Annotated in this window: 22 protein-coding genes; 7 read left to right on the top strand and 15 right to left on the bottom strand. The window is 63.0% G+C overall.

Features of this window, described 5'->3' with window-relative positions:
- Window positions 1-36 precede the first annotated feature (36 nt).
- The 4 genes from araG to FAZ95_RS24110 form a co-directional block, all read right to left on the bottom strand.
- Window positions 37-1,581, bottom strand: a complete 1,545-nt coding sequence (gene araG, locus FAZ95_RS24125) for an L-arabinose ABC transporter ATP-binding protein AraG (RefSeq protein ID WP_137335044.1) — start codon at window positions 1,579-1,581, stop codon at window positions 37-39.
- A gap of 6 nt (window positions 1,582-1,587) precedes the next feature.
- Window positions 1,588-2,595, bottom strand: a complete 1,008-nt coding sequence (locus FAZ95_RS24120; protein WP_137335043.1) for an arabinose ABC transporter substrate-binding protein — start codon at window positions 2,593-2,595, stop codon at window positions 1,588-1,590.
- Between the two features lie 102 nt (window positions 2,596-2,697).
- Complete coding sequence (locus FAZ95_RS24115; RefSeq protein WP_137335042.1) at window positions 2,698-3,624, bottom strand: Gfo/Idh/MocA family protein; 927 nt, start codon at window positions 3,622-3,624, stop codon at window positions 2,698-2,700.
- Window positions 3,625-3,649: 25 nt separating this feature from the next.
- Window positions 3,650-4,576, bottom strand: a complete 927-nt coding sequence (locus FAZ95_RS24110) for a dihydrodipicolinate synthase family protein (protein WP_254700274.1) — start codon at window positions 4,574-4,576, stop codon at window positions 3,650-3,652.
- 312 nt (window positions 4,577-4,888) lie between these two features.
- On the opposite strand from FAZ95_RS24110, the gene FAZ95_RS24105 reads away from it, so the two are divergent.
- Together FAZ95_RS24105 and FAZ95_RS40540 are read left to right on the top strand one after the other, a co-directional pair.
- Window positions 4,889-6,631, top strand: coding sequence for an IlvD/Edd family dehydratase (locus FAZ95_RS24105; RefSeq protein WP_137335040.1), 1,743 nt, complete (start codon window positions 4,889-4,891; stop codon window positions 6,629-6,631).
- 149 nt (window positions 6,632-6,780) lie between these two features.
- Window positions 6,781-8,382, top strand: coding sequence for a methyl-accepting chemotaxis protein (locus FAZ95_RS40540; RefSeq protein WP_137335039.1), 1,602 nt, complete (start codon window positions 6,781-6,783; stop codon window positions 8,380-8,382).
- 34 nt (window positions 8,383-8,416) lie between these two features.
- Here FAZ95_RS40540 and FAZ95_RS24095 read toward each other — a convergent pair whose 3' ends face one another.
- From FAZ95_RS24095 to FAZ95_RS24075, 5 genes are all read right to left on the bottom strand, one after another.
- Window positions 8,417-9,145 (bottom strand): FadR/GntR family transcriptional regulator, encoded by a 729-nt coding sequence (locus FAZ95_RS24095; RefSeq protein WP_137335038.1) that lies wholly within the window; start codon window positions 9,143-9,145, stop codon window positions 8,417-8,419.
- 28 nt (window positions 9,146-9,173) lie between these two features.
- Window positions 9,174-10,763 carry an aldehyde dehydrogenase (NADP(+)) gene (locus tag FAZ95_RS24090; protein ID WP_137335037.1) on the bottom strand — a complete coding sequence of 530 codons (1,590 nt, stop codon included), beginning with the start codon at window positions 10,761-10,763 and terminating at the stop codon, window positions 9,174-9,176.
- Between the two features lie 250 nt (window positions 10,764-11,013).
- A complete protein-coding gene (locus FAZ95_RS24085; RefSeq protein ID WP_137335036.1) occupies window positions 11,014-11,529 on the bottom strand; it encodes a hypothetical protein in 516 nt (171 codons plus the stop codon).
- Between the two features lie 169 nt (window positions 11,530-11,698).
- Entirely contained in the window at window positions 11,699-12,178 is a 480-nt protein-coding gene (locus tag FAZ95_RS24080; protein ID WP_137335035.1) for a nuclear transport factor 2 family protein, read from the bottom strand.
- 20 nt (window positions 12,179-12,198) lie between these two features.
- On the bottom strand, window positions 12,199-12,840 hold the full coding sequence (locus FAZ95_RS24075; protein WP_137335034.1) for a TetR/AcrR family transcriptional regulator: 642 nt from the start codon (window positions 12,838-12,840) through the stop codon (window positions 12,199-12,201).
- Between the two features lie 185 nt (window positions 12,841-13,025).
- Between FAZ95_RS24075 and FAZ95_RS24070 the strand changes: the two genes are divergently transcribed.
- Window positions 13,026-13,688, top strand: a complete 663-nt coding sequence (locus FAZ95_RS24070) for a YceI family protein (RefSeq protein WP_437437777.1) — start codon at window positions 13,026-13,028, stop codon at window positions 13,686-13,688.
- Window positions 13,689-13,828: 140 nt separating this feature from the next.
- Here FAZ95_RS24070 and FAZ95_RS24065 read toward each other — a convergent pair whose 3' ends face one another.
- The 3 genes from FAZ95_RS24065 to FAZ95_RS24055 form a co-directional block, all read right to left on the bottom strand.
- Window positions 13,829-14,308, bottom strand: a complete 480-nt coding sequence (locus tag FAZ95_RS24065) for a VOC family protein (protein ID WP_137335033.1) — start codon at window positions 14,306-14,308, stop codon at window positions 13,829-13,831.
- A 199-nt stretch (window positions 14,309-14,507) separates the two neighbouring features.
- Window positions 14,508-15,536, bottom strand: a complete 1,029-nt coding sequence (tdh, locus tag FAZ95_RS24060; protein WP_137335032.1) for an L-threonine 3-dehydrogenase — start codon at window positions 15,534-15,536, stop codon at window positions 14,508-14,510.
- 13 nt (window positions 15,537-15,549) lie between these two features.
- Entirely contained in the window at window positions 15,550-16,761 is a 1,212-nt protein-coding gene (locus FAZ95_RS24055; RefSeq protein ID WP_137335031.1) for a glycine C-acetyltransferase, read from the bottom strand.
- A gap of 160 nt (window positions 16,762-16,921) precedes the next feature.
- On the opposite strand from FAZ95_RS24055, the gene FAZ95_RS24050 reads away from it, so the two are divergent.
- The 3 genes from FAZ95_RS24050 (at window position 16,922) to FAZ95_RS24040 (ending at window position 19,107) form a co-directional block, all read left to right on the top strand.
- The gene (locus FAZ95_RS24050) at window positions 16,922-17,539 is read left to right on the top strand and encodes a helix-turn-helix domain-containing protein (protein ID WP_137335030.1); all 618 of its coding nucleotides are present in this window, start codon (window positions 16,922-16,924) and stop codon (window positions 17,537-17,539) included.
- Between the two features lie 80 nt (window positions 17,540-17,619).
- Window positions 17,620-18,012: a DUF2471 family protein gene (locus FAZ95_RS24045; protein ID WP_137335029.1), complete on the top strand. Its 393-nt coding sequence runs from the start codon at window positions 17,620-17,622 to the stop codon at window positions 18,010-18,012.
- 81 nt (window positions 18,013-18,093) lie between these two features.
- Window positions 18,094-19,107 carry a tyrosine-type recombinase/integrase gene (locus tag FAZ95_RS24040; RefSeq protein ID WP_137335028.1) on the top strand — a complete coding sequence of 338 codons (1,014 nt, stop codon included), beginning with the start codon at window positions 18,094-18,096 and terminating at the stop codon, window positions 19,105-19,107.
- A gap of 150 nt (window positions 19,108-19,257) precedes the next feature.
- Here the strand turns inward: FAZ95_RS24040 and FAZ95_RS24035 are convergent, their stop codons facing one another.
- Window positions 19,258-20,463, bottom strand: a complete 1,206-nt coding sequence (locus tag FAZ95_RS24035) for a DNA-binding protein (RefSeq protein WP_137335027.1) — start codon at window positions 20,461-20,463, stop codon at window positions 19,258-19,260.
- A gap of 2,094 nt (window positions 20,464-22,557) precedes the next feature.
- Between FAZ95_RS24035 and FAZ95_RS24030 the strand changes: the two genes are divergently transcribed.
- Window positions 22,558-23,913: a replication initiation protein gene (locus FAZ95_RS24030; protein ID WP_137335026.1), complete on the top strand. Its 1,356-nt coding sequence runs from the start codon at window positions 22,558-22,560 to the stop codon at window positions 23,911-23,913.
- Between the two features lie 57 nt (window positions 23,914-23,970).
- Here FAZ95_RS24030 and FAZ95_RS24025 read toward each other — a convergent pair whose 3' ends face one another.
- Window positions 23,971-25,032, bottom strand: coding sequence for a ParB/RepB/Spo0J family partition protein (locus FAZ95_RS24025; protein WP_137335025.1), 1,062 nt, complete (start codon window positions 25,030-25,032; stop codon window positions 23,971-23,973).
- Window positions 25,033-25,056: 24 nt separating this feature from the next.
- A complete protein-coding gene (gene parA, locus FAZ95_RS24020; protein WP_137335024.1) occupies window positions 25,057-25,719 on the bottom strand; it encodes a ParA family partition ATPase in 663 nt (220 codons plus the stop codon).
- Window positions 25,720-25,842: the final 123 nt, after the last annotated feature.

Below are 25,842 nucleotides of genomic sequence, written 5' to 3'. Positions count from 1 at the left end.
TGCGGTACGCCGGCATGCAAAGCGGCCTGGGTCCGATTACTGCGGCAAAGCCAGCTTGATCAGCTGATCCGGCGTGGCCTCGGCCTTCGGCAGATCGCCGACGATCCGGCCTTCCTTCATCACGAGCACGCGGTCGGCGACGCCGATCACCTCGGCGAGATCGCTCGACACCATCAGCACCGTGCGCCCCGCCTCGGCCAAGCCGTAGAGCAGCTCGTAGATCTGCGCGCGGGCGCCGACGTCGATGCCGCGCGTCGGTTCATCCATCACGAAGACGTCGATCTTTTCCGCGAGCCAGCGCGAGAGGATCACCTTCTGCTGGTTGCCGCCCGACAGCGTGCCGATCGCCGTGTCGCCGTCGCGCGTCTTGATCGACAGCTTCGCGACGTATTCGTCGGTCAGCTCGCGCTCGCGCCGCCCATTCAGCAGGAAGCGCGCGACGCTGAAATGGCGGCGTGCGCTGATGTTGAGGTTGTCGGCGACCGACGCGATCGCGACGATGCCGTCCTGCTTGCGGTCTTCCGGGCACATCGCGATGCCGGCGCGCACCGCGTCGCGCGGCGTGCCGAAGTCCACGCGGCGTCCGTCGAGTTCGACATGTCCCGCGCTCGGACGCACCGCGCCGCAGATCAGCTTCATCAGCTCGGAACGCCCCGCGCCGACGAGCCCGAAGAAGCCGAGAATCTCGCCGCGGCGCGCGCTGAACGTTGCCGGCTCCGACAAGCCCGGCCCCATCAGCGCCAACGCCCCGATCCGCACGTCGCCGCTCGTGCGCGGGCGATAGTTGTACACGTCGCTGATCGAGCGCCCGACCATGCAGCTGATCAGGCGATCGCGCTCGAGTCCGTCGACGGTTTCGAACGTCTCGATCGAGCGTCCGTCGCGAAACACCGTGACGCGGTCGCACAGCTCGTAAACCTCGTCCATCCGATGCGTCACGTAGATGATCGCGCGGCCCTCGGCGCGCAACGCGTTGATGATCTCGAACAGCTGCTTCGTCTCGCGCGACGAGAGCGAGCTGGTCGGTTCGTCGAAGGCGATCACGCGTGCGTCGCGCATCAACGCCTTGCCGATTTCGATCATCTGGCGCTGGCCGATCGACAAGTCCTTGACCTGCGCGTTCGGATCGATGTGCTCGCCGAGACGCGCGAGCGTGGCCATGGCCCGCTCGACGAGCGAGCGCTCGTCAAGCACGCCGAAGCGGCTCGGCAACTGCCCGAGCATCAGGTTCTCCGCCACCGTCAGCTCGGGCACCAGGTGCAGCTCCTGGTAGATGATCGCGATGCCGGCATCGATCGCCGCCTTGGTGTTCGCGAAGCGCCGCTCGACGCCGGCGAGGCGCAACGCGCCCGCCTGCGGATCGTTGACGCCCGAGAGCACCTTGAGCAGCGTCGACTTGCCCGCGCCGTTCTCACCCATGAGGCCATGCACTTCGCCCGCGCGCACCTCGAACGACACGCGGTCGAGCGCGAGCACCCCCGGGAAGCTGACGGTGATGCCGTCGAGCTGCAGATAGGGGGGCCCGGCGTCGTGACGCGTTGCGTTCGGCACGGCTTCGGCGATTTCGTTCGCGTCACGCATGCTCGTTCAGATCCCGAGTTCGTCGCGCACTTGCTTCCAGTTGTCGCGCGTCATCAACTTGCCCGTGGTCTGCGTATCGGCCGGCGGTTGCTTGCCCGTCTTGATCCAGTCGACGAGGTTCTCGGTGCTCTGCTTGCCGTGGTTCGTCGAGCTGACCGCGATCGTGCCGTAGAAGCCCGTCGGTTCCTTGCGCTGCAGTTCGGCGAACGCTTCGCCCGCGCCGTTGATGCCGACGCCGATCACGTCCGCGGACGGAATGTGCAGCTGCTCCGATGCGCGCACGCCGCCGATCACCGTTTCCTCGTTCAGCGCGAAGATCACCCACTTCTTGATGTTCGGGTGCTTGGCGAACACCGGCGAGGCCGCGTTGAAGCCGCCTTCGTCGTCGGTCGTCTTTTGCGGCGCGTCGAAGATGTTGTCCTTCTTGAAGCCGCTCGCGAGCAGCGTCTGCGTCGCGCCGTCCGTGCGCAGCTTGGCCGTCGGCAGCTCGTAGTCGGAGATGCGGATGGCGCCCACTTCATCGGGGTTCCAGCCGCGGCGCTTCATCTCGTCGGAGATCGCCTGCCCGACCTGGTTGCCGATCTTGAACGCCGACATGCCGAGGTGCGGCACGTCGCCGAGCGGCTTGCCCGACGAATCGACGAGCTGATCGTCCACCGTCACGAACTTCATGCTGTAGCGCTTCGCGCGCGCCTCGATGGCCGGTCCGAGCCGCACGTCGGGCGCGCAGATCACGAAGCCCTTCGCGCCTTGCGCGCCGAGGTTGTCGATCGCGGCGAGCACCTTCTCGCCGTCGGGCGTGCCGATGTTGACGACCGAGAAGCCTTGCTTCTGGCCGAGCGCCGTCGCCGCCTTCTGCTCGTTGATGAACCATGCCTGCTCGGGCATCTTCACGAGGAAGCCGATCTTGAGCGGCTCGTCGGCATGCGCGATCGATTGCGTCATCGCCAGGGGCGCCGCGAACAGCGTGGCCATCGCGGCGCACAGCGTCAGGCGTCGAAGTTTGCTGGTCATACTCGTCTCCTTTGATGCGATTGGGTCTTTAGCGACCACGTGTGGTTAAGGCGTTATGTAAGGGAATCCTTAGCATTTGCAATGCGTTCGGAATTTTTCGGCTCATTCGACGAACGGCTCGACTTCGTATTTGCGGCCGAGCATGAAGGCGTCGGCGACGAGCCGCAGCGGCCGCACATCGACATCGCTCTCGCCGCGTTCGATCAACTGCCGAAAGTGGTCGTAAAGCGCCGGGTACTCGCGCTCGGGGCCGATCTCGACCGGCACGCCGCCGATCTCGAGATGCTTGCCGCCCGCGACGATGAGGAGCGTGCCGCGGTCGGTGCGCACTTCGATTTCCCATTCCTCGCGCGGGCCATGCCGCCAGTCGAAGCCCGCGCGGACCGGCACGCCGTCTTCGTCGACGAACTTGAGGTCGGCGGCGATCGGCGTCTGAACGTTGGCCGGCGTGTAAAGCGCGGCTTCGGTGAGGACGATTTCGCGCGGCAGGATGCGCGTGGCGATCGAGAGCGCGTTGATGCCCGGATCGAACACGCCGAGGCCGCCCGGCTCCCAGATCCAGGCTTGGCCCGGGTGCCAGCGCCGCACGTCTTCTTTCCAGCGCACGTCGACCGAGCGGATCTCGCGCGACGCAAGCCACGCGCGCGCCACCTCGACGGCGGGCGCATGACGCGAATGCCAGCTCGCAAAGAGCGTGCGTCCGGCGGCGAGCGCGTGCGCGCGCAGGACTTCGACTTCGTTGAGGCTCGCGCCCGGCGGCTTTTCGAGCATGACGTGCAGGCCCGCCTTCAGCGCCGCGCGCGCCTGCGCGAAGCGGACTTGCGGCGGAGCGCAGAGCGAAACGGCTTCGAGTTCCGGCTCGGCGGCGAGCATCGCGTCGATGGTCGAGTAGTTGCGCGCACCCTCGACTTGCGCATTCCGGCTCGCGCACGCGACGAGGTCGAAGCCCTCGTGCACGGCGATGGCCGGCAGATGCTGATCGCGCGCGATCTTGCCGATGCCGACGAGTCCCAGCGAAATCTTCTTCATGTCGATCTCGATCCCGATCCCGCTCTTAGTGGCCCCAGCGCAGCGCAAGCGGATTCGCCTCGCGCGCCAACTCCAGCAGTTCCGCGCGTGTGGCGGGCGCAAGCGCTTCGAGCGGATGACGCACGGCATCGCTCTTGATCACGCCGCCTTCTTTCATGACCGTCTTCGCCGCACGCAAGCCGCACTGGCGGTTCTCATAGTTGATGAGCGGCAGGATGCGCGCGTAGCCCTCGCGCGCTTTGTCGCGTTCGCCGGCGCGATACGCGTCGAAGACCAGGCGAATCAAGTCGGGCAGCAGCGCGCTCGACATCGTGCCCGTCGCGCCCGCGTCGAGATCGGGCATCAGCGTGATCGCCTCTTCGCCGTCGAACGGGCCTTCGATCGTGTCGCCGCCGGCCGCGATCAACGCGCGCAATTTCGCTGCGGCTTGCGGCACTTCGATCTTGAAGTAGCGCACGAGCGGCAACTCGCGAGCGAGCCGCGCGAGAAACGGCACGGGAAGCGTCACGCCGGAAAGCGGCGCGTCCTGAACCATGACCGGCACGCCCGCCGCCTCGGCCACGCGCGCGAAGTGATCGAACATCGCGTTCTCGTCGACCTTGAGCAACGCGCCGTGATACGGCGGCATCAGCATGACGAGGCTCGCGCCCGCGGCCGCCGCGCGCTTGGCGCGCTCACTCGCGATGCGAGTGCTGAAATGGCTGCACGTGACCATCACCGGCACGCGGCCCGCCGTGTGTTCGAGGCACAGATCGCCGAGCGTGTCGCGCTCGGCGTCGGTCAGGACGAACTGCTCGGAGTAGTTCGCGAGGATGCAGATGCCATCGACGCCTTGGTCGACCATGCAGTCGATCACGCGACGCTGACCGTCCAGATCGAGCTCGCCCGAATCGGTGAACGGCGTCGGCGCAACGGGAAAGACGCCTGAGAACGGACGGGCAAAGGTGGTCACAGCACGGGCTCCTGATGGTCGGTTGATCTGTATGCCGGCTCGCGTCGCGGATGACCCGCAGCACGAAATAGCCATACTATATTCATCAAGACTGGCGGTATCGATTAGCGTTTTCCCCAGATCACCGCACTCAATAGTAATGCTATTTCTATGCAACCTTGCCGAGGATGCGCGGTGATTTCGTGATATTTCCCGATATTTGAGCGCAGAGCCGATTAAGCAGCCGCTTTTTAAGTTTACCTCTTAGCTAGACGCCCACATTCTGAGTTCGTCGATTTAGTCTTACTATTTAAGATTTATAGCACCTCCAAGATGACCAACAAACAACGCAAGCTCCGCTCCGCCCAATGGTTCGGCAACGCCGATAAAAACGGCTTCATGTACCGCAGCTGGATGAAGAACCAGGGCATCCCCGATCACGCGTTCGACGGCCGGCCGATCATCGGCATCTGCAACACGTGGTCCGAGCTCACGCCGTGCAACGCGCACTTTCGCAAGCTCGCCGAGCACGTGAAGCGCGGGGTGTTCGAGGCGGGCGGCTTTCCCGTCGAATTCCCGGTGTTCTCGAACGGCGAATCGAACCTGCGGCCCACCGCGATGTTCACGCGCAACCTCGCGAGCATGGATGTCGAGGAGTCGATCCGCGGCAATCCGATCGATGCGGTCGTGCTGCTCGTCGGTTGCGACAAGACCACGCCGGCGCTCTTGATGGGCGCGGCCAGTTGCGACGTGCCCGCGATCGTGGTGTCGGGCGGGCCGATGCTCAACGGCAAGCATCAAGGGCGCGATATCGGTTCGGGCACGGTCGTGTGGCAACTGAGCGAGCAGGTGAAGGCGGGCAAGATCACGCTGCACGAGTTCATGTCGGCGGAGGCGGGCATGTCGCGCTCGGCGGGCACCTGCAACACGATGGGCACCGCCTCGACGATGGCCTGCATGGCCGAGGCGCTCGGCGTCACGCTGCCGCACAACGCGGCGATTCCGGCGGTCGATTCGCGCCGTTATGTGCTCGCGCATCTGTCGGGCATGCGCATTGTCGAGATGGCGCTCGACGATGTGCGGCTCTCCAAGCTCCTTACGCGCGAGGCGTTCGAGAACGCGATTCGTGTGAACGCGGCGATCGGCGGCTCGACCAACGCGGCGATTCACTTGAAGGCGATCGCGGGGCGCATCGGCGTCGAGCTGCAATTGGACGACTGGACGACGATCGGACGCGGCACGCCGACGCTCGTCGATTTGCAGCCCTCGGGGCGCTATCTGATGGAGGAGTTCTATTACGCCGGGGGCTTGCCTGCGGTGCTGCGGCGGTTGGGCGAAGCGGGGCTGCTGCCGCATCCGGATGCGCTGACGGCGAACGGCCATACGCTCTGGGAGAACAGCCAAGCCGCGCCGATCTACAACGACGAGGTGATTCGGCCGCTGGAGAAGCCACTCGTGCCGGATGGGGGGCTGTGCGTGCTAAGAGGCAATCTCGCGCCGAACGGCGCGGTGCTCAAACCATCGGCCGCAACGCCATCTCTCCTGAAGCATCGCGGCCGCGCGGTGGTGTTCGAGAACTTCGACGACTACAAGAAGCGCATCGCCGATCCCGAGCTCGACGTCGATGCGACTTCCGTGCTCGTCATGAAGAACTGCGGGCCGAAGGGTTATCCGGGCATGGCCGAGGTCGGCAACATGGGCCTGCCGCCGAAACTGCTCGCGCAAGGGGTGACCGATATGGTGCGCGTCTCCGATGCGCGCATGAGCGGCACGGCGTACGGCACGGTGGTGCTGCACGTGGCCCCCGAAGCGCGCGCCGGCGGCCCGCTCGCCATCGTGCGCAATGGCGACTGGATCGAGCTCGATTGCGAAGCGGGCCTCCTACATGTCGAGATCGACGAGGTGGAAATTGCCGCGCGGCTGAAAGCATGGAAGGATGCGCAAACGCGCCAGCCGGCCGATGCGAGCGGCTACCGCCAGCTTTACGTCGAGCACGTGCTGCAAGCCGACGAGGGCTGCGACTTCGATTTCCTGGTCGGCTGCCGCGGGTCAGACGTGCCGGCACATTCGCATTGACGCCGCTTCGCCTCATCAGCGCGAACCACTAACCGGACGCTCGCACCTAGACGAGCGAAAAGACAAGCAAGGCTCACCGAACCACGCCGGGCAGGCACGCCCGCGCGAACCGGTGAGTCGCCGCACGAGCCACACGACGGGGGAACAGCATGCTCAAAGGTCTCACCATCCGCGCGAGCATGACGCTCGTCATCGCCGTGTTTTTCGCCATCCTGATCGTCGTGAGCGCGGCGGGCGTCGGCGCGCTGAAGCTCAGCAACGACGCCCTGCGCGAGATGTACGAAAGCGATACGAGCGCGCTGGTGGCGCTCAAGACGAGCGACGCGCTGCTGCAGCGCGCCCGCGTATCGCTCGACAGCTACCAGGCCCTCTACGGCCTCGGCGACCCCGAGCCGGATTTGCTGACAGCGGCCCGCCAGAACATCGCCGAATCCGACCGCGCCTTCGAGCGTTTCGTTGCGCTGCAATCGCGCTACCCCGACTCGCAGGCCGCGACCCATCAGCTGAAAGACCAGCGCCGCGCCGTCCTCGACAAAGCCGTGCTGCCCGGCCTGGACGCACTCGAGCACATGAGTTTCAGCGACTTCAAAGCGCTGCAAGGCAAGGACACCCAGGTCCTTGCCCAAGCCTATCAAGCATCGATGACGGCGCGCGAGAACGCCGTCATGGACGGCCAGCGCGCCCGCTACGCCGACGCGCAGACGCGCTTCAAAACCATGATCGCCGCGCTGGCCGCCACGTCCCTCGTGGCGCTCGCGATCGGCATCTTTGCGCGGGCGATGCTGATCGGCGTCGTCGTGCGCCCGGTGGCGCAGGTCATGAGCCATTTGCGGCGCATCGCATCGGGTGATTTGTGCGGCGAGGTCCGGATCGAGCATCGCAATGAGCTGGGCGCGCTGCTCGCCGACGTGAAGACGATGCAGGACGCGCTCGTCGACACCGTGCGCAGCGTGCGGACCAGCACCGAGTCGATCAGCGGCGGCGCCCAGGAGATCGCGTCGGGCAGCGCCGACTTGTCGCGCCGCACCGAGCAGCAGGCGGCCTCGCTCGAACGCACGGCGGCGAGCATGGAACAGTTGACGTCGACCGTAAAGCGCAACGCCGATAACGCCGACAAGGCGAGCAAGCAGGCATTGCACGCATCGGACACGGCCGCCGCCGGCGGGCAGGTCGTGAGCGACGTCGTGCGGACCATGCAGGGCATTTCCATTCACTCGAGCAAGATCGCCGAAATCGTGGGCCTGATCGACAGCATCGCGTTTCAAACCAACATCCTGGCGCTGAACGCCGCCGTGGAAGCGGCGCGCGCCGGCGAGCTGGGGCGCGGGTTTGCGGTCGTGGCGAGCGAAGTGCGCAGCCTCGCTCAGCGCAGCGCGCACGCCGCGAAGGAAATCAAGCAGTTGATCGACGACACGGTCGGCAAAATCGCCGAAGGCTCGGCGCTCGCCGATCGCGCGGGCCACACGATGACCGACATCGTGGTCTCCGTGAGAAGCGTCAGCGAGCTGATGACGGAAATCTTCGCTGCGGTCCGCGAGCAAAGTCAGGGCATCGAAGAGGTCAATCTCGCCGTCATGCAGATGGACACGACCACGCAGCAAAACGCGGCGCTCGTCGAAGAGGCGACGGCGGCGGCGAAGTCGCTCGAAGAACAGGCGGTGGCGCTAAGCCATGCGGTCGCGGTGTTCAAGCTGGATTCGGGTCACGCTTTGACCGAAACGCTCCCGCCGCTGCTTCCGCGTCCTGCGTGACGAGGCATTCGCGGCTTCCTGGCCCGGAGGCGGCTCAACGCACGCTGCGGCTGCCGACTTCGAGGATCGAATCGGCGTCGACCAGCGCGTTCTCTAGCTGCACGAGGCTCGCCTGCCGCGCGCCGAGCGGGTCGCGATTCTGGATCGCCGTGAGAATCGCCTTGTGACGCGGCAGGGAAAGTGCGTGGGTATCCGGATGGCGGCTCGTCAGCTTGATCGACTCCGACAACGCGAGCGACATCATGTTGCCGATGTACGCGAGCATGTCGTTGTGCGTCGCGGCCGTGATCGCGCGATGAAATTCGAGGTCGGGCTCGAGCAGCCCGTCGGCGCTATCCGCGCCCGCCATGCGCTCGTAGGCGACACGGATGCGCGCGAGGTCCTCGTCGGAGGCTTCGGTGGCGGCGAGCGCGGCTGCGGCCGGTTCGATGATCCGGCGCACGGTCAGCAACGAGTGGAAGAAGTCGCTCTCGGGAATGCTGGCGAGCGTCCAGTAGAGGACATCGGGATCGAGCAGGTGCCAGTGCTCGCGCGGACGCACGATGCTGCCCACGCGCGGCTTCGATGTCACGAGCCCCTTGGCGACCAGCACGCGCGTCGCCTCCCGCACGACGGGACGGCTCACGCCGTATTTCTCGCATAGCACGGGCTCGGCCGGCAGGCGCTCGCCGGGCGCCAGCGTGCCCTTGACGATTTCGATGCCGAGTTCCTGCACGATGCGTCCGTGCATGCTCTTGCGGTTCTGAAGGTGTCGATAGTCCATGGCGATCGCGTGGCGGCGCGCTGGCTCGTCAAGCCGGCAACTGCAGCCGGCCATCGATGCGCCGCGCCGCGCGCGACGGGTTCTCGTCGCGCAGCACGGGCGGCAGCAGATCCTGCGGCAAGCCCTGATAGCAGACCGGGCGCAGGAAGCGCTCGATCGCCGCCGTGCCGACCGAGGTCGAGCGCACGTCCGAGGTTGCGGGAAACGGGCCGCCGTGCACCATCGCATCGGCGACTTCGACGCCAGTCGGAAACGCATTCGCCAACACGCGTCCGGCGACGCGCTGCAGCGCGGTCAACAACGGCCGCGCCGCGGCGTGGTCGGCCGCGTCGATCTGCAGCGTGGCGGTCAACTGACCTTCGAGCAAACGCGCGAGCGCGATCATCTGCTCGACGCTGTCGCACGCGACGATCACCGAACTCGGGCCAAACACTTCGTGAGCCAGCGCCGGCCGCGCGATCAGCTCCGAAGCCTCGACCAACAAGAGCGCGGCCTGCGCACGCCAACCGGGCTCGCTGCCCGCCGTCTTGCCGCGCGCCAGCACGCGCACGCCCGGCATGCCACATAGCCGTTCGATGCCCTGTGCGTACGCGCTTGCGATGCCTTGCGTCAGCATCACGCCGGCCGGCTTCGCCGCGAGCGCCTCCGACGCCACCTCGACAAAGCGATCGAACGCCGCGCCCTTCACGGCAAACAGCAAGCCGGGGTTCGTGCAGAACTGCCCGCTGCCGAGCGTGAGCGATTCGACATATGCCTGCGCCATCGGCTCGCCGCGCACGGCGAGCGCCGCCGGCAGCGCGAATACCGGATTGACGCTGCTCATTTCCGCGTAGACCGGGATCGGCATCTCGCGTGCATTCGCGACGGCACGCAGCGCGAGGCCGCCCGAACGCGAACCCGTGAAGCCGACCGCTTGAATCGCCGGGTGCCGAACGAGCGCCGTGCCGACTTCGAAACCGGCATCGAACAGCAGCGAGAACACGGCGGGCGGCAGCCCGCACGCATCGACGGCGTCCCGCACCGCACGTCCGACCAATTCGGACGTGCCCGGATGCGCGCCATGCGCCTTCACGACCACCGGACAACCCGCCGCAAGAGCCGATGCGGTATCGCCACCCGCAACCGAGAACGCCAACGGGAAATTGCTCGCGCCGAACACGGCCACCGGGCCGAGCGCAACGCGCCGCAGACGCAGATCGGGCCTCGGCAGCGGACGGCGTTCGGGCAGCGCGTGATCGATGCGCACGTCATGCCAACTGCCTTCGCGAACCAAGTCGGCAAACATCTTCAACTGATTGACCGTGCGCGTGCGCTCACCTTCGATGCGCGCACGCGGCAAGCCGGTCTCGGCGCAGGCGCGCTCGATGAGTTCGTCGCCGATGGCAACGATGCGGTCCGCGATCTCGTCGAGAAACGCAGCGCGTTCGCTGGAGGTCGTTTCGCTGTAGCGCTCGAATGCCTCGGCGGCAAGCTCGCACGCGCGCGCGAGCTGTCCGGCTGTCGCACTGGCGAATTCGGGGCCGAGCGGCTCGCCCGTCGTCGCGTTCCATGCGTGAAATCCTAAGCCTTGGCCGCGCACGGCAGCGCCGCCGATGAGTAGGTCGCCGGAGAGGGTCATGGTGTTGTCTCGTTCGAGGAAGTCAAATATAGACTGACTATATTAGCCGAACACACCTTGGTTTGACGCTATTCTAGGTGTTATCCATGAATTAGTATTTCTATTATGCCGATTGGCACTCGGATATGGCACCCAGGAATCGGCCGCTTCCATGGCTCCCGAAAGTTCTCACCTATCGACGGATGCCGTATCCGGCAAGCACGGCGCCGAGTAAATAACGCGACCTATCTATGGGTGAACCGGCATCGCCTCAAAACTTGACCTTCACCTGAAACCCGACCGTAAACGGCAAGTTGTCCGACGGAATCGGCGGAATGAGGATGAAGTTCACGCCCACGCGCTTATAGTCGACCATCAAGATCGGCGCGGCCACCGGGCCGATCGTGTGATTGCGGCCGAGGCCCCAGTCGCCATAGTTGTAGCCCGAGATGATGCCGGCCATCGCGGCGAGCCGCACGAAGCCGAAATGCAGGAACTCAGGCGCCCACACGCCGCCGCCGTACCACGACGGCCGCGACAGCGAATTGCGATAGCCGCCCGCGGTCAGCGCCCACTGGCCGTTGAGCCAGCACTCGACGCCGAGCCCCGGATTGAAGTCTTCAAAGTGTTGCTTCGGATTGATGTGCTGCGAGCCGATCATCGCATCGACCCAAACGCCGCCGCCGCACCAGTCCGCAGCCTCCGCTCGCGACGCCGTCAATCCGGTCAATGCCAGCAGCAGCGCGCACGCGGGCACCGCTTTTTTTGCCCCCACCCCAAACCGCATGTCCGCTCCGTTATCGGCCGTCGGCCGACGCAGTATTTGTCTTGAATCGTGCTGCCCGTCGCGCACTCTACCTCAACGAAATGACGCGACGTATGGAGGGTTCGCTCGGATGGACAGACTCGCGCGGCATTCGCGCGCGGCCTGTCGTGCGGGGTAGCGGACGTGCGGGTCAGAGCCCGAGATCGGACAAGCTGGGATGGTCGTCGGGACGGCGTCCGAGCGGCCAGTGATAGAGACGATCGGCTTCGCGGATCGGCAGGTCGTTGATGCACGCGAAACGCCGCGCCATCAGTCCATGCTCGTCGAATTCCCAATTCTCGTTGCCATATGAACGAAACCAATTGCCCGAATCGTCATGCCACTCGTAAGCGAATCGCACGGCGATGCGGTTCTCGGTGTACGCCCATAGCTCCTTGATCAACCGATAGTCCAATTCCTTCGCCCATTTGCGGGTCAGGAGCTGGACGATCTCGGCGCGTCCAGTGACGAATTCCGCTCGGTTGCGCCAGACGCTTTGCGGCGTGTAAGCGAGCGACACGCGCTCGGGGTCGCGCGTATTCCAGCCGTCTTCGGCAGCGCGCACTTTCTGGATCGCAGTTTCGCGCGTGAACGGCGGAAGCGGCGGACGGGATTCGGGAGCAGCGGACATGGGATTCTCCTTTCGATGTGTCAACGTGAAGGCGCGCGCCGCGACGGCGAGCGCGAGGATTCGGGTTCGTCGCCGATCAGCCGCTCGGCCGCGGCGCGCGCATCGCGTGCGGCGTCGGGCTCGCCGCTCACGAGCGCCACGCCGATCGCGCCGTCGATCAGAATCAGCCATTGGCGCGAGAGCTTCGCCGCGTGACGGCTGTCATGACCGCTCGCAGCGGCGAATTCGTCGAACAGTTCGCGAATGAAACTCAAGAGGCGCGCCTTGTGCCCGCGCGCGACGACGCGGATCGGATCTTCCGCATCCGCAATCTCGCCGGACGCATTGAGAAACGCGCAACCGTGGAAATCCTCCGAGGCAAACCACTTGCGCAGCACATCGAACATGCCCAGCAGTTGGGCGCGCGGCGTGCCTCCGCTGTTTCGCGTGCCCTCGATGAACCAGTTCATCCAGCGCTCGTCGCGCCTTTCGAGCGCGGCGGCCACCAGCGCATCCTTCGATTCGAAGTGCGTGTAGAAGCTCTTGCGCGCCGTGCCCGATTCGCGAACGATCGCGTCCACGCCGGTCGCGTGGATGCCGCCCGCGTAGATCAGCGCTTCGGCGGCGTCGAGCAAGCGCTCTCGAGCGCTGGGTGTTGAGGAGGTTTCAGTCGATGTCGTCATGGGCTCAAAGGTAGAATGATCGTTCTCCCATGTCAAGCATCGGCGGCATTAGCCGTTATCGCGGTGAGGTTTTTTCGCCGGCTACCGCGTTGCCTGCATCTGCGCTATCTTGGCGCGGCATGGTCGCTTTCGGCCCCAACTCGGCCCCAACTCGAATCCGTCCCGAACCCTCGAATCGACAAACGATGACGCCACTCGCAATTCACAAGACGGCCACGCGCTGGGCCATGTTGCTGGGAACAGCGGCCACCGTCGCGCTGTTCTCGGGGTGCACGCCGCTGCAGGTGGTCACGCATTCGGTCAGCGCGAATGAAGCGCGCGTGCCGCTTGGGCACTACGAACTCGACGCGCACCATTGGAGCGTCGTCTTCGATGTCGACCACCTGAAGTATTCGCGCTTCGTGATGCGCTTCGATCGCGTCAATGCCGCGCTCGATTGGAACGCAGGCGGTCTCGATGCGAGTGCGGTGACGGCGTCGATCGACGCGGCGAGCGTCGATACCAATGTGCCGCTTCTCGACAAATTCGTGAAAGGCCCCGACATGTTCGATGTCGAGCGCTATCCGCAGATCCGCTTCGTCAGCACGCACTTTCAGCGCACCGGCGAGACCACCGGGACACTGTCAGGAGACCTGACGATTCGCGGCACGACACGCCCCGTGACGCTCGACGTGACGTTCAACGGCTTCGCACCCGATCCGCTGACCAAGGAGGACAAGCTCGGTTTCTCGGCCGAGGGGCATTTCAGCCGCTCGCAATTCGGTCTGGGGACGTGGTATCCGGCCGTGGGCGACGACGTTCACGTCCGCATCCAGGCCGAGTTCGCAAAGCCGAAGGCGGGAAGTTAAGGCGGCGAGTTGAGCGCTTTGCAGGAAAGGTGAGCTTTAACGGGAGCCGGTGCGGCGACGACTCACGGTGAGGCAAAGCGAAGCGCGGACTTCACGGTGACGCCATCCGCGCTCGTCTCCCTCACCGCTTCGGCGTCACGTCAACCCTGCCCGCAAGAGGCGTTGGCCATCGCCTTTTGCATCTCCTCGGGGCTGACGTCGCGCACGTGCGTCGCGACCGACCACCGGTGCCCGAACGGATCTTCGATCTGACCATAGCGGTCGCCCCAGAACATGTCGGCGACAGGCATCGTGACCTTGGCGCCGGCGGCCACGGCGCGCTCGACCGTCGCATCGACGTTTTCGACATACAGATGAATGGTGACAGGCGAGCCCTTCAGGCTCTTCGGCCCAAGCGCGCCGTGCTCGGGCATTTCGTCGAAGAGAAAAAGCGTCGAATCGCCGATCTTCAGCGATGCGTGCATGATCTTGCCGTTCGGCGCGGGCAGGCGCACTCCTTCGATGGCGTTGAAGGCTTTGATGTAGAACGCGATGGCCTCGGCGGCCCCCGCGCAGACGAGGTGCGGGGTCAGGGAATGCATGCCTTCGGGAATCGGCTTGACGGCGGATGAAGCGGACATGGCGATAGCTCCTTAGCTAACGAAACGTTCGAGAATCGGCGACCTGGGCTGGATCAGCACGGTCACATCCTTACGACGAACAAGCCTAGGCGAGATCGACATCCTCGGAGACATTTTTGCGAAACTTTCCGCCGTCCAAAAACAGAAGCCCCGCCGCCGATGTCCGGCGACGGGGCTTTGCTCTTCGGTGAAGCCGTGCTTAAACGGTCCAATCTAGAATGACCTTTCCGCTTTCCCCCGAGAGCATCGTCGCAAACGCCTTTTCGTAGTCGTCGACCGCGAAACGGTGCGTCAGGATCGGCGACAGGTCGAGCCCGCTTTGCAGCATCGCGACCATCTTGTACCAGGTCTCGAACATCTCGCGTCCATAGATGCCTTTGATTTCGAGGCCCTTGAAGATCACCTGATTCCAGTCGATCGCCGTTTGCGCGGGCGGGATGCCGAGCAGCGCGACCTTGCCGCCGTGGTTCATCGCCTCGAGCATGCCCGTGAACGCGCTCGGCACGCCGGACATTTCGAGGCCGACGTCGAAGCCCTCCGTCATATGGAGATCCGACATCACGTCGCGCAGCGACTCGCGCGAAATGTTGACCGCGCGCGTCGCGCCCATCTTGCGCGCGAGTTCGAGCCGGTAGTCGTTGACATCGGTGATGACGACGTTGCGCGCGCCGACGTGCTTCGCGATCGCCACCGCCATGACGCCGATCGGCCCCGCGCCCGTGATCAGCACGTCCTCGCCGACGAGATTGAACGACAGCGCCGTATGCGTCGCATTGCCGAACGGATCGAAGATCGCGGCGAGATCGTCGGAGATCTCAGGCGGAATCTTGAACGCGTTGAACGCGGGAATCACGAGATATTCGGCGAACGCGCCTTCGCGATTCACGCCGACGCCGACCGTATTGCGGCACAAATGCCGGCGCCCCGCGCGACAGTTCCGGCAGAAGCCACAGGTGATGTGGCCTTCGCCCGACACGCGATCGCCCAGCTCGAAGCCGCGCACTTCCTGGCCCATTTCGACGATCTCGCCGACATATTCATGGCCGACGTGCATCGGCACAGGAATCGTCTTTTGCGCCCAGTCGTCCCACTTCCAGATGTGGATGTCGGTGCCGCAGATCGCCGTGCGCTTGATGCGAATCATCACGTCGTTGTGGCCGACTTCGGGTTTCTTCACGCGCGTGAGCGTCAGGCCCGGAGCGCGTTCGAGTTTGGCTAGTGCTTTCATGTGCGCTCCTTGTTTAGGCTTGGGCCGGAATAATGCCGAGTTCGCGGCCGACGCGCGCGAACGCATCGACGGCGCGATCGATCTGCTCGCTCGTATGTGCGGCGCTCATCTGCGTGCGGATGCGTGCGCGGCCCTTCGGCACGACCGGGAACGAGAAGCCGATCACGTAGACGCCTTCCTTCAGCAGCGCGTCCGCCATACGCGACGCCACTTGCGCGTCGCCGAGCATCACCGGAATGATCGGATGCTCGCCCGGCACGAGCGTGAAGCCCGCCGCGCTCATCTTGCTGCGGAAATGCTCGCCGTTCGCGCGCACGCGGCGGCGCAGCTCGGCGCCTTCATCGCTCGCGAGCAATTCGAGCACCTTGAGCGAGGCCGCCGCGATGCTCGGCGTGAGCGTGTTCGAGAACAGATACGGACGCGAGCGCTGGCGCAGCAGCTCGACGATTTCCTTGCGCGCGGCGACATAGCCGCCCGAGGCGCCGCCGAGCGCCTTGCCGAGCGTGCCCGTGATGATGTCGACGCGGCCCTCGACGCCGCAATACTCCGGCGTGCCGCGTCCATGCTCGCCGATGAAGCCGACCGCGTGCGAGTCGTCGACCATCACCAGCGCGCCGTAGCGGTCGGCCAGGTCGCAGATGCCCTTCAAGTCGGCGATGATGCCGTCCATCGAGAACACGCCGTCGGTTGCGATCAGCTTGAAGCGCGCGCCGGCCGCGTCGGCCTCTTTCAGCTTCGCTTCGAGATCGGCGAGATCGTTGTTCTTGTAGCGATAGCGTTTCGCCTTCGACAAGCGCACGCCGTCGATGATGCTCGCGTGGTTCAGCTCGTCGCTGATGATCGCGTCGCTGTCGTCGAGCAGCGTTTCGAACAGGCCGCCGTTCGCGTCGAAGCAGCTGGAATAGAGAATGCAGTCGTCGGTGCGCAGGAATTGCGACAGCGCCTGCTCCAAATCCTTGTGCACGGTCTGCGTGCCGCAAATGAAGCGCACCGAAGCCATGCCGAAGCCGTCGCGGTCGAGCCCGTCCTTCGCCGCGGCCACCAGGCGCGCGTCGTTCGCGAGGCCGAGGTAGTTGTTCGCGCAGAAGTTCAGCACGCCGTCGCCGCTCGCGAGCCGCACGTCGGCCGACTGCGGGCTCGCGATCACGCGCTCGGTCTTGTAGAACCCGTCGGCGCGGATCTGGTCGATCGTGCTGCGCAGGTGGGCGAGAAAGGGTTCACGCATCGAATGGCTCCTGATAGGGTCGATGGTCCGCGCGAGCCGGGATCTCCGGCGTTTCCGGCGGCCTGTTGCTGTTATAGTCGCTCGTCGAATTTACCGGACAAATTCGTTTTTTCGAACTAAAGTTCGGTATGGCGAACAACTCTAAGCGATTGAAAACCAAATGGCAAGCTCCGGAAACCGGCGCGCAGCGGCGTCTGCGCCTGCCGCCACCCCGTCAACCGCGCCCGCCACGCCTCCGCGCGTAGGCGAGCAGATTCAGCGGCTGCGCAACGAACGCAAGATGACGCTCGACGGCTTGTCGCGCGCGGCGGGTGTGTCCAAGTCGATGCTCTCCGAAATCGAGCGCGACAAGGCGAATCCGACGATCGCCGTCGCCTGGCGCTTGACCAACGCGCTCGGCGTGAGCCTCGATCAGCTGTTCACGGCGTCCAAGGCGCCGGAGGCGATCAGCGTCGCCGGACCGCACGACATCCCCACGCTCGACGGACACGACGCCAAATATCAATTGCGCGTGTGGGGTCCGATCGAGCTGGCCGGCCGCTTCGAGTGGTATGAACTGACGCTGCAGGCGGGCGGTGCGCTGGTGTCGAATGCTCACGAACCGGGCACGCGCGAGCATCTGACGGTGCTGCAGGGCGCGATGGAAATCGAAGCCGACGGCGCGACGAAACGCTTGAAGTCCGCCGATACCGCGCGCTACGTCGCCGACGTGCCGCATGCCATCCGCAATGTCGGGAAGGGTGAAGCCAAAGCGCTGCTGGTCGTGATCCACGGGTAGGCCCCGGCAACTGGCAATTCCGCCAGGTTGCGCCGAACACTGTATGTTTGTACAGTATCGGGATCGACAGGAGCCGCTTCATGGAAGAGCAAAAACTGGCTGCGCTGCGCTTTCAGGCTGCGGCGCGCGATCTCGAGCACATCGTCCGCCATATCGCGGCACGCTACATCGTGCATGGCGTTCCGCTGACTTGGCGCCTGCTGCACGCGATCGAGGCGGAGGCGCTTGCCGATCTGGGCTTCGCGAGCCGGCACGACCCCATCATGCTTTCGCTGTTTCAGCGCCCGGCTGGCATGGCTTATCCCGAGACCGACGATGTCGTGGACTTCGGCCAGTCGAATGCGCTTCCTGCGGCGTTTGGGTTCGCTGTCGCCGTCTATGAAGAGGCGCAGCGCGATGCTCAGGAAAAGCGCTCGTCCAAACGGGATACCGCGGGCGGCGGTGCGCGCCGGGAAACCGCATGGGGCGGATAAGGCGCCGCTTTTCGTCGTCGCACGGTTGCCTTGCTTTACCGTGCGACACTTCTTATGTGTGCAACTAACGGAAAAATAGCGATGGTCGCTTCGCATTCGTCTAGTTCGCCCAACCCGCACGCAACCGATACCGATCTCTTCGACCAGCAGCGGGAAGACTGGCGCCGCAACCCGAGCATTGCGTTCGATGCGTGGCTCGCCAAGCAACACTTCCGGAGTTCGTCCGCGGATGTCTATCGCGCGCAATGGGGCGCTTTCCTCGATTGGCTCAAGATTCGGCACAAGGATCTGCAAACCGTCGATACCGCGACCATCGCCAACTTCGTCGCCGAACTGCCGATTCGGAAACCCCAGCGTGTCCGGTATCTGCGGCTCATCGAGCGGGTGCTCGATCATGTCCGGGAAATCGAAATCGCGTCGACGAATCCTGCCCGGTCTATTGCGCAAGATGGCGAAGCCGCGTGGCGCAACGCGCGCGACAACGAACCAACGGGGTTTCTCACCTCGGCCGAACGCGCTGCACTGGTCGGCCATTTGTTTTCGCCGCTCGGCGACATATCGTCCGCTCAGCGGTGGCGGGAAAAACGCGACCGCGCGCTGATCGCGGTCTTCCTCGGCGGCGGCCTGAAGACGGGCGAGGCTCGCGATCTAACGATTAGTTGCGTGGAAACGGGAAAGCCGTGGGTCACGATCGAGTCGGCGAATCCGGCGTTCACCCGGCGGACGCGGCTTTCGCCGTTCGCCGTCGCGGTGCTCGACGCGTGGTTGGCGGAGCGTCGTTCGTCCGCCCTGGCCGGCAATCTGGTTTTTCCGGCCTCGCCGTCCGGGCGCCCCATGCATAAAGCGACGATGCTGCGCGCAGTCGACGCGCTGATCGACGAGGCCGGCATTTCACAAACGAGGACGGCGAGGGCGAGCCCGCAAACCTTGCGCAATACGTTCGCGGCCGATTTGTTCGAAAGCGGCGCTTCCGTCGAGCTGGTCGGCGCGTGGCTCGGGTTCGTGCAAATGGTGTCCGTCAATCGATTGCATCGAGCATGGAAGAGCTGGCACGAGGAGGTTGAGTCGATGCAGGGACTCGAGTCGACGCAATGAGGCGCGAGCCAACGGTTGCCTGAGCAATCCGCGAAGCAAGGCGGGGCGAGGCACGGTGCGCCATGAAGCCCCGAAAAAGCTCACCTTTTGACTCCCGAATTTCCTCACCTGTCGAAGCAGGAGCCGTTTTTGCGGCGGATTCACGTGGCTTTATGCGGCCGACGGCGCTACCTGACCGTTCAAAAAGCGTGCGACCGCTTCGAATCGGGATCGGCCAATTCCCGATGAATGCTCACACTCCGGGCACAGCAATTCATAACCGTCGCCAGCCTGTGACAGCTCGGGCTCGCCGTCTTCACATTTAGGGCAGCGCGGCGGAATCACGACATACCCGTCAAGCACGGTACCGACCGAATTCAGTTCTTCCGTTCCAAGACGGCCCGATGCCGCGAGCGAGCACAGCAGCGCTGCGAGAGCGGGGTCGACGCCCTGCTGAGCACGTAAGGCGTCGACTTCGTGCGTCAACGCGTCGATCTCTTCGGACTGGGCGCGCAATTGACCGTCCAGCCTGTCGCCGCGCGCTTTGGCAACGCTAAGCTGTTGAATAAAATCGAATTCTTTGCGGCTCGCATCGCGAATGCCGGACTGGTACGTCGCCGCCATGTTGCGTAGTGAATCGAGCTCCACCAGCATCGGCTTGACCCGTCGTTCGGCCTCGGCGATCGCGTCTTTGATCTGCTGCGCGTAGTGCTCAGTGCTTTGACGCATTTCGATGTGCAGGGCGTCGATTCGGTCACGTAATGCAGCGTTGGTGGTCTGTTCGGTTTCGAGTCGCTTGGCCAGGCTCTCTTTTTCGGCTTCCAGCCGATGCATGGCACTTTGCGTATTTTCTTGATGGCTCGAGCGTTGAGTAGCCGAGGCGCTCAACTCGGCTTCGAGTTCGCGAACGCGCGCGAAGGCGATGTCGATGCGAGCTTCCGCTCGGCGTAGCGCTTCTTCAGCCGCCTCACGGAGAATTTCGGCTTTTCGGATCTGCTCGGCGGCAACTTGGACGGACGTCTGCGTTTCGCTGCGCTCATGATCCAGCGCTTCGCGCGCTTGAAGTCGAGCGATCTGGAATAGTTCGCCGAGCAATTCCCCGGCTTTTTCCTCGAGCGCTTTCGGAATGGCGCCGGCGCCGACCCGAACTTTCGACGCTTCCCGAATGCGTTCCCAGAAATGGTCGATGTCCTTCGGGATATCGCTGGCGCTTCCGGTCTGGGTCAAATCGCGCACCGCAGCCATCGACGGACGTATACCGAGATCGAAAAACAAGCGCTTACACGCATGAAGCGACAACTCCTGACGGCGGGCTCCATTGGCACGTAGTGCTTCAAGCTCGCCACGGATGGCTTGCCGTTCTTCGTCGAGTGTCATAGTTGTGTTCGTTGGTATCGTCTGAGTAACGAAATAATAACAATATACGTAGTATTTGCTACGTTCTTGATGGGGTCTGTTGCACTTTTGTTGAATGGACGCCTTTTCTCGATCCGGACTGGCTGTTTTGGGTGTCAAGTCGGCAAATTTTCGTGAAACAAAGCGAAGAGCCAGCGGTAATTCATTGTTTTAAAAAGATTCTGTCGTAATTTTTCCTTTCGGCGTGTGTTTCACGACGTGGGATGTTGAGTGCCAAGATGCTTTTTCGCTAGAAACTCGCGGGGCGCTCTTGAGAGTAATAAAAGTAAACACCTTTGAACCTTATTAAAAACGTTAACGCCACGCCAAACCCTTATGGAATAAGGGAGACAGCCCGATAGGGTGAAGCTTTACGGGACATGTGGTGAGGTCTTGCAGGATGAAGCAGTGATGGGGTTCGGGGCCGGCGGTGAGCCGGTGCGGGAAAGGACGTGAGCGGGTTCGGGACGACCGTTTTAGGTACACCCTTTGCTAAGGTGAAGTTTTTCGGGAGCCGGCAGCCGGGCGAACCCTGTCAGAGCAAAGTGGCCGTCTTTAAGAGTGAAACTCCACTGGTGAGGGCCTTCGGGAACGTCGTAAACCCTGTTTTCGGCATCCGTTTACCCGCTGAAATCTCAAGAGGTGAGACGCGGCAGGAGTCAACGCCGTGTGGACGTGAGGTTTTTCGGGAGCCGAAGGGGGGGATTGCACAAAATTTGTGCAATTCGATGCTTAAGGTGAGGCTTTCCGGGAGGCGGGCCCTGCTTTTCGCATAGTCGACCGCCGATTTTGTTGATCGATATGCCTGTTGGCGCCGAAAGGTGAGCTTATTCGGGAATGCATTTTTTGCGGTCGGTGCGGATCGAATTGCGGCCGCGTGGACGTCAATGGTGAGTGTTTGCGGGACCTGATTTCCGTCCAAAGACGGCAATAGGTGAGCGTTTTCGGGAATAGTTGGCGGTTACTCTGGCTGGAAAGCCCGTAAAACTTGATTGGTGAGCTGAGTCGAAATTTGTCCGGCGCAGTTAAGGTGAGGTTTTTCGGGAACGAGCGATTCTCTGACGCAAGTGCAGCCGCCTCTCGAAGCCTCCCCAAAGGTGAGCTTCTACGGGAGCTCTTTGACACGAAAGTGCATGAGCTGCGGAAGGTAAGTCACGGATGCAATTGAATATTTTCGCTGGGCACTTCAAAAGGTGAGCCTTTGCGGGAGGACGGTTCGCCCTTGGCGGTCGAGCTCATTTGGCGACGTTGGGACCCAAAGGTGAGGCTTTTCGGGATTATTTTGAGGCGATTGGAAAGGGTATGTGCCCGGAAAACCGGGCTGGTAGCTGCTTTGGGCGAGTGCAGCGGTGAGGATTTACAGGAGTAATTTGCTCGATGTGCCGCGGATCGGCATAGGGTGAGTGTTCGATCCGAGTGCTCTGCACCTCTCGATTAAGCCGGGCTCATACTTTGGACGCGAACCGCCCTCGCTCGGATGACTGATCCGGGTGGCCAAGAGATGGGGTAAAGGGCGGCGTGGTGGTTTCAAACGGCGGTCCGTGCGGTGGGCCGAAAGCGATGGCGGGCCGGACGTAGCTCGGGATTCAGTAGCGTGGAGAGGTCGGCTCGGCTGGGCCAATACCCGCGGGACTGCAGCGTGAGCTTCAAATCGACTCGCGGCAGTGTCGTGCCCTCATGCGAGGATCGTCGTCTCAGCGAGCCCCGAATGCTGTCGACTGCAGCTTGAAGATACGACACCAGACGCGCCACCGGTCGTCGCTGTGCGACAGCGCCGCTAAGCTACGTCAGCGTCGAAATCTCGTCGTGAAATTGCGACAATTTTTCAGGTGAGATAATTCGGGAGCCGATCGCAGCAGCTTTTGCGACTCTCGTCAGGACGTATACCTCGCCGTTCAGTGGCTGGTAACGATGCTCGGCTGGGACCGTTGTTTGGTGAGGTGAGCTTTTTCAGGAGATCACCGAAGTGAGTCGTGCTTCGTAAACGCGCTTCACCGGAAAACGGTGAGAAGGCGCCTATAGACGTGCTTCACCGCAGTCGGTATCCTCTCGAAAAATCTCATTTCGACCCGACGCATGGCAACGAAGCGCGCGAAGAAAACCGATGTCGATGTGGTGAGCCCGAGCTCCGCCGAATTGCGCAAAGCTGTCGAAGCGATTGCGATTCAGCCGAAGAGCGGCAAAATCACGCTCCTTACGCGCAAGCTCTTCAACGTGCTGCTGGCGGTTGCCCAGCAGGCCGATGAGGCGGGCGACACATACCGCGCACTGCTTTCCGATATCGTCGCGAACTCCGCTTTCGATTCGAACGATACGGCGCTAGTCAAGGAACACCTGCGGCGCATGGTGTCGGTCCAGGTCGAATGGAGCCAGGGCACCTCGAGCCAGAAGCCGGGGCGCAAATGGGGCATCTCGACGCTGATCGCCGACGCCGAAATTCTTGAAGATCCCGCGACGCGCCGCGTGTGGGTCGAATTCTCGTTTGCGCCGAAGATCAAGAAGAAGCTATTGGACCCGGTCCAATACGCGCGTTTGAGCCTTCAATTCCAGAGCCAGTTGCGCAGCAGCGCCGGCCTTGCACTTTACGAAATCTGCGTTCGTTACCTGACCAACCCCAGCCATTTGACCATGCGCGAGTCGTGGGAATGGTGGCGGCCGATCCTATCGGGTACACCGGATACCGAAGCCGGCGACGAAGCCAAGCGCGAGTATAAGTACTTCAAACGTGACTACCTGCGGCCGGCCATCGCGGAAGTCAACGCGGTGACGAATATCTTCGTCGAATTGATCGAACATCGCGAAGGACGGCGCGTTGCCGAAATTCAGTTCCGTGTGACGGAACGTAAGCAACCGATGCTCGCGCTCGATGAACATCCCAATGTCTTCGACAGCACGTTGGTCGATCGCATGGTCAAGATCGGTATTCCGCTCAAAGAAGCGCAGACGCTGTATGCCGATAGCGAGGAGAACCGGATTCGCGCGGCTCTGCAGATGACCGAACAGCGTATGCGCAGTACGACGCTTCCGCCGGTGCGTAGCGCACCAGCGCTCTTCAAGGATGCGTTGAAGAAGGGCTATGCGCCCCCGGTGGATGCTTTGCCGGCGCCCGGTGGAGGAGGCAAGGCCGCGGCGGTGCCGCCGGACGATCTGAAGGCGCGCCTGCTTGGCGAATATGCGGCCTATCGGCGCAAGGAAGCACGTGCACTTTACGACGAGCAAGGCGAATCCGAACAGGAACTCGCGCGGCAGTCCTTCGAGGAGGACATGCTTCCGGAACTCGGTTCCCATTTGCGCGACGATTGGCGCCGGCGCGGATTGGATTCGAAGCTCGCCGAGACGGCATTCTTCGATTGGCTGGCACGCAAGACTTGGGGTGAGCCGACCGACGGCGACCTGCTTTCGTTCACACTAAGCCAACCACGAGCCGCATAAAAAAACGCCGCATATTTGCGGCGTTTTTTTTATTCCCTAAATCGCTCCGGCGGCCGGTTAGTTCGGCAGCAGCATATTTTCAATCTGCCGCAGGATGTCGTCGCGTTTCTCCTTCGACAGCCCGCGCAGCCGCAACTCGAGCCGGTCGTCGCCATAAGACTTCAAGTCACCGACCGACACGCCATCGAGCTTGATTTCCATCCGCTGCGCGTAGCGCTGACGCCCCGCGGGCTTCGCGCTTTCTTGCGTGCTCGCCCTGCCCTTTACGATATCCGCCACTTGCCGCGTGCTCAGATCATCCGACAGGATCTTGTTGATTAGGCGCAGCGTGGAGTCGACACCTCGGGCCGAATGATATCGCCCCACCTGGTAGGCCATGTTCGATCCGAAACGGTCCGGTCTCGCGACCATTTCCTGCATCACAACTTCCGGCAACTTCGCAATGGAAAGCGCGACTGCGACGGTCGACTCATCGAGGCCGAGGTGCTCGGCGAGTTCTTTCTGACTTTGGAAATGCTTGTCGTCGAGGAAACGCTTCCAGACGACGGCGTTATCGAAAACGGTTTGCGAATCGCGCTGAACGTTCAAGTCATAGCCGAGCTTGTAGCTCTGAATTCCGATCGGCAGATCGATAACGATGGCCTTGACTGTTTCCTTGTTGGCTTCCTTGAGTGCTCGAACGCGTCGTCCGCCATCGCTGACGAAGTAGGTGCCGGGATTGTCGTAGTCGGGAATGACGTGAATGGCCTGCTGCTGCCCCTGCTTCGCAAGGTTGACTGCCAACTCGGCGATCGACGACTTCAGATAGAAGTGCCGTGGGTTAAACGGGCTCGGCTTAATCGCTTTGAGCGCGAGCTCGATGACCTGGCCGGGGCCATAGCCGTGCTCGATGCGCCACGCGCGATATTGCGGCGATTCGTGGTCAAGCGCTGGATCGCTGGCTTGCGGTACCGCGACGAGTGGCTGGCTCGAACGCCCTGGCGCTTTTCCAGCAGGCGAGGATCCATCGCTTTTGACAATGCCGTCGATCGCATTCAGGCGATCAAGGGCGGTTCTTTTCTCGCTGCTGGTCGTATCGGGGCGCGCTTGGAAGCCTTTGGCGAATTGGGAGGGTTTCATTCAGGGTCCTTTATGCGCATAAATTCAAGGGAGCAAGGCGGCGATTTCATCCGCACAGGCTCGGATTTCGACGGCGGCGAGTTTCGCGCCACGGTCGCTCATTTGGAGCACCGTCTGCCCGAGCGCCATTGCCTGCTTATAGGCTTCGCGCGTCGGGATTTGCGTTTTGAGCAGGGGAAAGCCGAGCTCCTCCAGCGCGCGCTTGAGTTCGCGCGTCAACATCCGCTTCTCTTCGGTCTTGTTTAGCAGGAACACGGCGCGCAAGTCCTCATTCATCACCTGGGCCTGCTGGATCAGTTTGACAAGCCCGACGCTCGACCAATAGTCGGCCGGCGATGACGAGGTGGGGATGACAGCGATAGACGCCGCGAGCAGGACGACACCGGAAACCTTCTCTGTGATGGACGGTGGGCAGTCGACGACGATGATGTCGTAGTCGTTGATGAACTTCTTGATCTCGCGGTGGATCTGGCCACCGGCTTCCGAGAGATTCACGACCGGGAATGGGATACCGGAATCGCCTTCCGAAGAAGCGCTCGCCCAATGAATCAGCGTGTTTTGACCGTCGGCATCTACGACGAGTACGCGTTTGCCCTTTTCGTGGAAAGCCGCTCCGAGATGCATGGCAATAGTGCTTTTACCGACCCCGCCCTTTTGTTGAGTTACCGCGACGATTTCCGCTGCCAATTTTTTTGCTCCCTTATAGAAGGTTGGTGAATTTTACCGGGAAATATTTTCATTTCAATCATTTCGTAGTGTCGACACGACGAATTGGCCGTTTGGACGATGTTTATGCGCATAAAGCGAGGG

It is taken from the genome of Trinickia violacea (genome assembly GCF_005280735.1).
GTDB lineage: Bacteria > Pseudomonadota > Gammaproteobacteria > Burkholderiales > Burkholderiaceae > Trinickia_A > Trinickia_A violacea.
The sequence above is the reverse complement of the archived record's forward strand: the minus strand, read 5'-3'. Positions and strand labels throughout refer to the sequence as shown.